This window comes from Deltaproteobacteria bacterium, assembly GCA_016874775.1.
GTDB lineage: Bacteria > Desulfobacterota > Binatia > Bin18 > Bin18 > VGTJ01.
Map to the genome: position 1 here is coordinate 1 of VGTJ01000258.1, position 5,755 is coordinate 5,755.

A 5,755-nucleotide genomic window follows, 5' to 3' on the forward strand; every position below is an offset into this window, starting at 1 on the left:
GTAACCGTATAGAGGCCCCAGCGGGGCCTTCCTAAGAGTTACCGCCCCCAGCGGGGGCTTCGGAATGTGCTCGGCCCCTTCGGAGGGGCCTTCTTAATACCACGGCCTCTGGCCGTGGTAGCTTATTGTCGGACGAGTGACCTCTGTGCGCGGCATGGCGGTGAAGAGTTCGCCATTCTCTTGCCAGAAACGGAACTCAACGAAGCGCATAAGGTTGCCGAGCGATTAGGCGCTGCGGTTCGCAGTCTGATGTTCAAGCAGCCCTCTGGCTCGGTACACGTGACAGTCAGTTTCGGCGCGTCAAGTATGGATCACGACCGACCGCAGTCGTTAGAAGAAATTCTCGAACAAGCGGACCAAGCGCTCTATGCAGCCAAGCGCAATGGCCGGGATCGTGTCGAAATCTATACGCCACTCGCAAAAGCTTCGAATATGTGAATGCAGGGGGAGACGATGTACAAGCTCATCGGTTTGTTGAAGCGGCCTGAGGGCATGAGCCTCGAAGATTTTCACAATTGGTGGTTAAAGGAACACACGACCTATGTGAAACGCTTCCCAGGACTCAAGCGGCATGTCGTCAATCTGGCAACCACCGCCGACCAACCATTCGATGGTATGGCCGAAGTGTGGTTTGAGACCAAAGAAGACCTGGAGCGTGTCTTTACCCTGCAAGAAGGGCAGACCGCTCGCCAGAGCGCAACCAACCACTCCAGCCAAATGGCGATTCTGTTCACACGGGAAAATATTATTGTCGAAGGCGGGAAGTAGTAGTCAGTAGCCAGTAGTCAGTAGCCAGCATAGCTTCCTGAGCTTCTCTACTGACTACTGAATGCTGACTACTGATGACTAATTTTTACGCGTCGTAACTACGCAGCACTTTCCCTGGCAATCCACCCTGATACTGATCATCCTGGTAGAGTACCTGGCCACCGACGATTGTCGTCTTGATGCCGGTGGACTTGGCGATAAAGCGTTTGCCACCGCCAGGGAGATCCCACACATACTCTGGGTCTTTGGCGTCAACTGTTGCAGGATCAAACAGTGTGAGATCTGCAGCAAGCCCCTGTGCAATGCGACCTCGCTTGGGGATACCGAAGAGATCGGCTGGCACGGACGTGAGACGACGCACGCCTTCTTCTAATGAGAGCACCTGGTTTTCACGCACCCAGCGTCCCAGCAAGTAGGTCGCGTAACCAACGTCACACAACATGTCGACATGCGCACCACCATCAGAGAGACCAATCAAGAAGCGTGGGTCGCTAACAAGATTCTTGACGCCTTCTGGCTCGAAATTGAATGCTTGCAGGTCGAAGAGCAGTTCGAGCTTATCGGCAATGGCGAGATCGAGGAACGCTTCCATCGGCTCTTTGCCCTGATCACGGGCAATCTGCGCGACGGTCTTCTTGCTCTGGACATGCGCCTGAATTTCTGGACTCTTGCCATCGATGATAGTCATGCGCCCCCACTGACCAGCAAAAATGCGTCGCCGATCCATCTCTTCGCGGAACGCCTTGCGGAATTCTGGGTCACCGTAGATTTTCATCTGCTCTTCAACTGGCTTGTTGAAGACTTGATGCCATGTCGAGAAAATAGCGAAGATGAACGGATTCTTCATGTTGAACTGGACACGCAGCGGACGACAAGTGACCTGTGGTACAGCTTTGTTCCAGCCCAAAATCGGTTTCACTTTTTCAACCGCATTCAAATACGAATCCGGCTTGCCGGGCTTATTGAACAATGCCAGGAATGTCACTGGTCGTTGGCTTTCATCAACCAGAAATTTCAACAGATCATATTCATCATCGGAGACTTGGCCAACGTTCGTGCCAGTCAGCGCGATTTCAATCGTGCCACGACCTTCTTCCCGCAGTACCTGGCACAGGGCTGAGAGTTCAGCGCGACTCGCTTGTCGGCAGGCAAGCGGGCGGCCTTCGTAGCCAATATGGTTGTTGAGGATCGTGCTCGTGAGGCCAAACGCACCAGCACGAATGGCATCGCGAAAGACGCGTTGCATATCGGCGATCTCTTTTTCGTTGGCAGCGCGATCGAATGACTCCTCACCGATCACGTAGTGACGAAGCGGCGTCAGTGCAGCTAACGAGGCAACGTTAATTCCTAGACCGGCCTTCTGCAATGCATCAAGGTACTCAGCATGTGTTTCCCATTGCCAGTTGATACCGCGTTGCATGACATCGAAGGGAATGGCTTCGACGTTCACGAGATCCCACATGACGATATCGCGGGTTTTGGGGCGGACTGGTGCGACGCCCACGCCACAGTTCCCCATGACGACGGTTGTAATACCGTGCCATGACGATGAGGTGAGCAACGGGTCCCACGCGACCTGTGCGTCATAGTGGGTATGGGGATCGATAAACCCAGGTGACAGCACCAAACCATCGGCATTGATCTTCTTGGTTGCGGCTTCACCGTTGCCTTTGCCAACCGCAGCGATCATGCCATCTTTTACCGCGACATTGCCATAAAAACTCGGCTTGCCAGTACCGTCAACAATCCGAGCATTCTCAATAATTAAATCATACATGGTTACCCCTCCTAACTCAGACAAATGAAGAATGGAGAATGAAAAATGAAAAACTATAAAGACGATCTGCTTGTTCCTTCTTCATTTTACATTGTTCCTTCGAGAACCGCTGTATAGAAGCTCGGCCCAAGAAGTGGCTTTTCATCTTCTTTCTTCATGTAGACACGTAAATCTTCTATAAAGGTGTCCGTCGTCTGCATAGCATCCCTTCTGCTGAGATTTGTCTTCTTATTTACTCCTTTGCACCAGGGAAACGCAAGGGAAAGGTGGATAGGCTTTCGGCAGTAGGGGGAAAGCCATAGGGAGGGGATAAATGGGGAAGTGGGAACGAGTAGCCAGCATGGTGAGGCAAATGCAAAATGAAGAATTGAAGACAAGGAAACTTTGTGCTTACTCTTCATTCTGCATTTTTAGTGACTTGCCCTACTGACTACTGAATGCTGACTACTTTGTCTTTACAACATGAACCCGAGGTTCACCGTGTCGAATTTCCCGATATGCGGGAATACGTGAGCTAGGTCACTCGTCGACACGCCAAACCACGTCGCAAGAGTCGCACCGAATTGATCAACCGACATCGTGGGAATCCATCGGCCCCGGGCAGTAGGACCTTCGTCTATGTCATCTGGGCTATTGAGCGCCAGCGTCGGAAAGCGACCGTAGAAATCCCCGCCTTTGACGCTATCGCCCATGACAAACTGATGACTGCCCCAGGCGTGATCGCTGCCAACACCAGCTCCTGACCCTGCAGATTTGAATGTGCGACTAAAATCGGACATCGTGAATGTCGTGACCTGCGACGCGACGCCCAACTCGACCGTTGCATCATAAAACGCACCCATTGCATCACTCACTGTTTGAAGCAGTGTCGCTTGGGTCCCCGTTTCTCGCCCCTGGTTCCCATGAGTATCGAACCCACCCAGCGAGCAGAAAAAGATCTGGCGCGATAGATTGATCGATCGGCCAAAGGCGATGAGTTTTGCGGCCTGTTTGAGGGCATTGGCGAGGCTTGTGTCAGGAAACTGGGTGTTGATGGTTGGGTCAACATTAAGGGCAAGGCTGTTCTCAATCGCTCGGGCATTGATCGGTGCGGCTGCGCGCACCAGTGTGGGCGAGCCCTCGCTGCTAGCAAGGTCGAGTAAGGTGCGTAACGCACTGCCGTCAGCGGTGTCTCCTTTATGTTTCAGGACTAAGGTTTGATTGAGTGGAGTTGGTGCGGATGGCACTACCAGTGGACTCGTTGCGTTACCAGTGGCAAAGAGCGAGAGGCGATCAATAGACGTCGTTGTCGGAAACACAGTGTGAGAGGTCTGATATACGTCTGCAACGCGCCCACCCCATCCGCTGCTGATGGGGCCAGTGGCAAAGGCAGTTTGCCAGCCTCGTTGTTGATCTGGGTGAGAGAAGAGTTGTACCGGGCGGAGTTCTGGATGTGCGTGGTACGCATCGCGTGTCAGTGGTTCGATAAGTGTCCCGACATTGGCAATGACTCCGACTTTGCCTTGTTGCCACAATTCATGCAGTCGTGTGAGGCTTGGATGCAGACCGAAATTGCGTCCATCACTCGGTGGCTTGATCGGTAAGAGCGAGGCTTGGGGTAAGGCAAGTTCACCCCGTACTGCGGCGTAGCCGACATAATCGTCAAGAGGGACGACGGTATTGTTCGAATCGTTGCCGCCGAACAAGAATACGCAGACCAGCGCTTTATAGTCGGTGGGGGCACCAGAAGCGGCTAATGCCTGTGCTTGGAACAAACGCGCTGTTCCGCTTACCACTGCAGCGCTACCGATAGCGCCACAGGCAAGAGTCCGAAGAAACGCACGACGTGTTTGATGCATGGGGTTACCTCGCAATCAGATATTGGGGAGAGGTGACGATAAGGTACACCGCCTCTCGCACACGGCCCAGACGATTCGCCACTGGAATTTCTGACACTGCAGTCTCAATGACGCTCTGCATCTGCGCAGACATGGTGCCGTGTAGCAGCAAGAGGTTCAGCGTTTCCATGAGTCGCGGGAGATCAGTAGCGAGTGGTTCAAATGGGGACAGATCGAGCCACGTGCCTTTCGGTCGAAACGCGTTTGTCGGCATCGTCTGATACACGACAGCATAAGCGAAATTCGTCCGTGCCAGGGCCGTCGAAGTAGAGTAAATAGCAAACTCTGGCCCTTTGATGTTCTCGCCAGGAATGACATACCCTGGTGGGAAGAAGTTAAACACCGAAGGTGAGTCAAAGAGGTTCTGACTCATGTGAAGACTGTGGGGAAGAAACTGTTCACCAAGAACAAAGTCGGTCGTGGCTTCGGTCGTGCGAAACGCCCGAAGGAGATTGGTGATCCACAATACCGGTTCACGCAAATGCCCGCTTTGTGTATCACTTCCAGTGCTTTCACGTGCGTCCGGATCGAGCAGAATCGCGCGGACGATAGACTTCATGTCACCCTTGGTGCCCGCAAAGACGGCTGCTACGCGACCAACGTAAGCTGGCGAGGGATTGCTTGTCACTAAGTGTTGTATGAGATTCTTGCTGATAAATGGGGCGACATTTGGATGTTGAAAAACGTTGTCGAGGGCGTGCTGAAGATCTGTTTGGGCATTTTGACCTGCTGGCAAAACGACGCCATTGAGAAGCTGCTTCGTCTCTTGGTCATGTGCACGGGGTCCAGCAGGCCGCATTGGCTCAAAGTAATTGACAATCTCTGGTTGTGGAGGAGGAGCAAGCGTCCAGCCTGTGAATGCACGACTGAATGCTGAGACTGTATCTTCACTGTAGGCGGGAATAGGTCTCCTGTGGGCATCGAGCTTCTGGGTGCCGTCTGGGTTGAGTTCATAGAGACCGATGGAAAAAAGCTGGAGAAGTTCACGGGCATAGTTTTCGTTCGGTGCTTCGGCACGGTTGCCTGCCATATCGAGATATTTGCCCATGCCAGGATTAAGCGTCATGTCGGTGAGCAACTCACGGAAATTGCCAAAGGCATGACGATCTAAGAAAGTGTTTTTTAATTCGTATTTTCCGTCGTCACCATCCGCAGCGTGCGCCGGATACTGGCCAAGTACACCATAGCGTCACTGGAAACGGTGGTATGTTCGAAGTCCCGACACAAGCGCCGCTAGCGCCCCAGCCAACCGAAGGACCGCTCCACCACCCAGCGGCGGGGCAACACGGTAAAGCCTTTGGCGTCTGCCGAACGGCGCACCACCTCCAAGCGC

At 53.2% G+C, this 5,755-nt stretch carries 5 protein-coding genes; 2 read left to right on the forward strand and 3 right to left on the reverse strand.

Translation table 11 applies throughout. The features are described 5' to 3' along the window. Positions 1-66: 66 nt before the first annotated feature. Positions 67-438 carry a GGDEF domain-containing protein gene (locus tag FJ147_26615; GenBank protein ID MBM4259459.1) on the forward strand — a complete coding sequence of 124 codons (372 nt, stop codon included), beginning with the start codon at positions 67-69 and terminating at the stop codon, positions 436-438. Next, entirely contained in the window at positions 439-768 is a 330-nt protein-coding gene (locus FJ147_26620; protein MBM4259460.1) for an EthD family reductase, read from the forward strand. 85 nt (positions 769-853) lie between these two features. Here the strand turns inward: FJ147_26620 and FJ147_26625 are convergent, their stop codons facing one another. The 3 genes from FJ147_26625 to FJ147_26635 all read right to left on the reverse strand — a co-directional run bounded on the left by FJ147_26625 (position 854) and on the right by FJ147_26635 (position 5,500). Beyond that, entirely contained in the window at positions 854-2,545 is a 1,692-nt protein-coding gene (locus FJ147_26625) for an amidohydrolase family protein (protein ID MBM4259461.1), read from the reverse strand. A 455-nt stretch (positions 2,546-3,000) separates the two neighbouring features. Beyond that, entirely contained in the window at positions 3,001-4,383 is a 1,383-nt protein-coding gene (locus FJ147_26630) for a DUF1501 domain-containing protein (protein ID MBM4259462.1), read from the reverse strand. A gap of 4 nt (positions 4,384-4,387) precedes the next feature. Beyond that, positions 4,388-5,500 (reverse strand): DUF1800 domain-containing protein, encoded by a 1,113-nt coding sequence (locus tag FJ147_26635; GenBank protein ID MBM4259463.1) that lies wholly within the window; start codon positions 5,498-5,500, stop codon positions 4,388-4,390. Between the last annotated feature and the right edge of the window lie 255 nt (positions 5,501-5,755).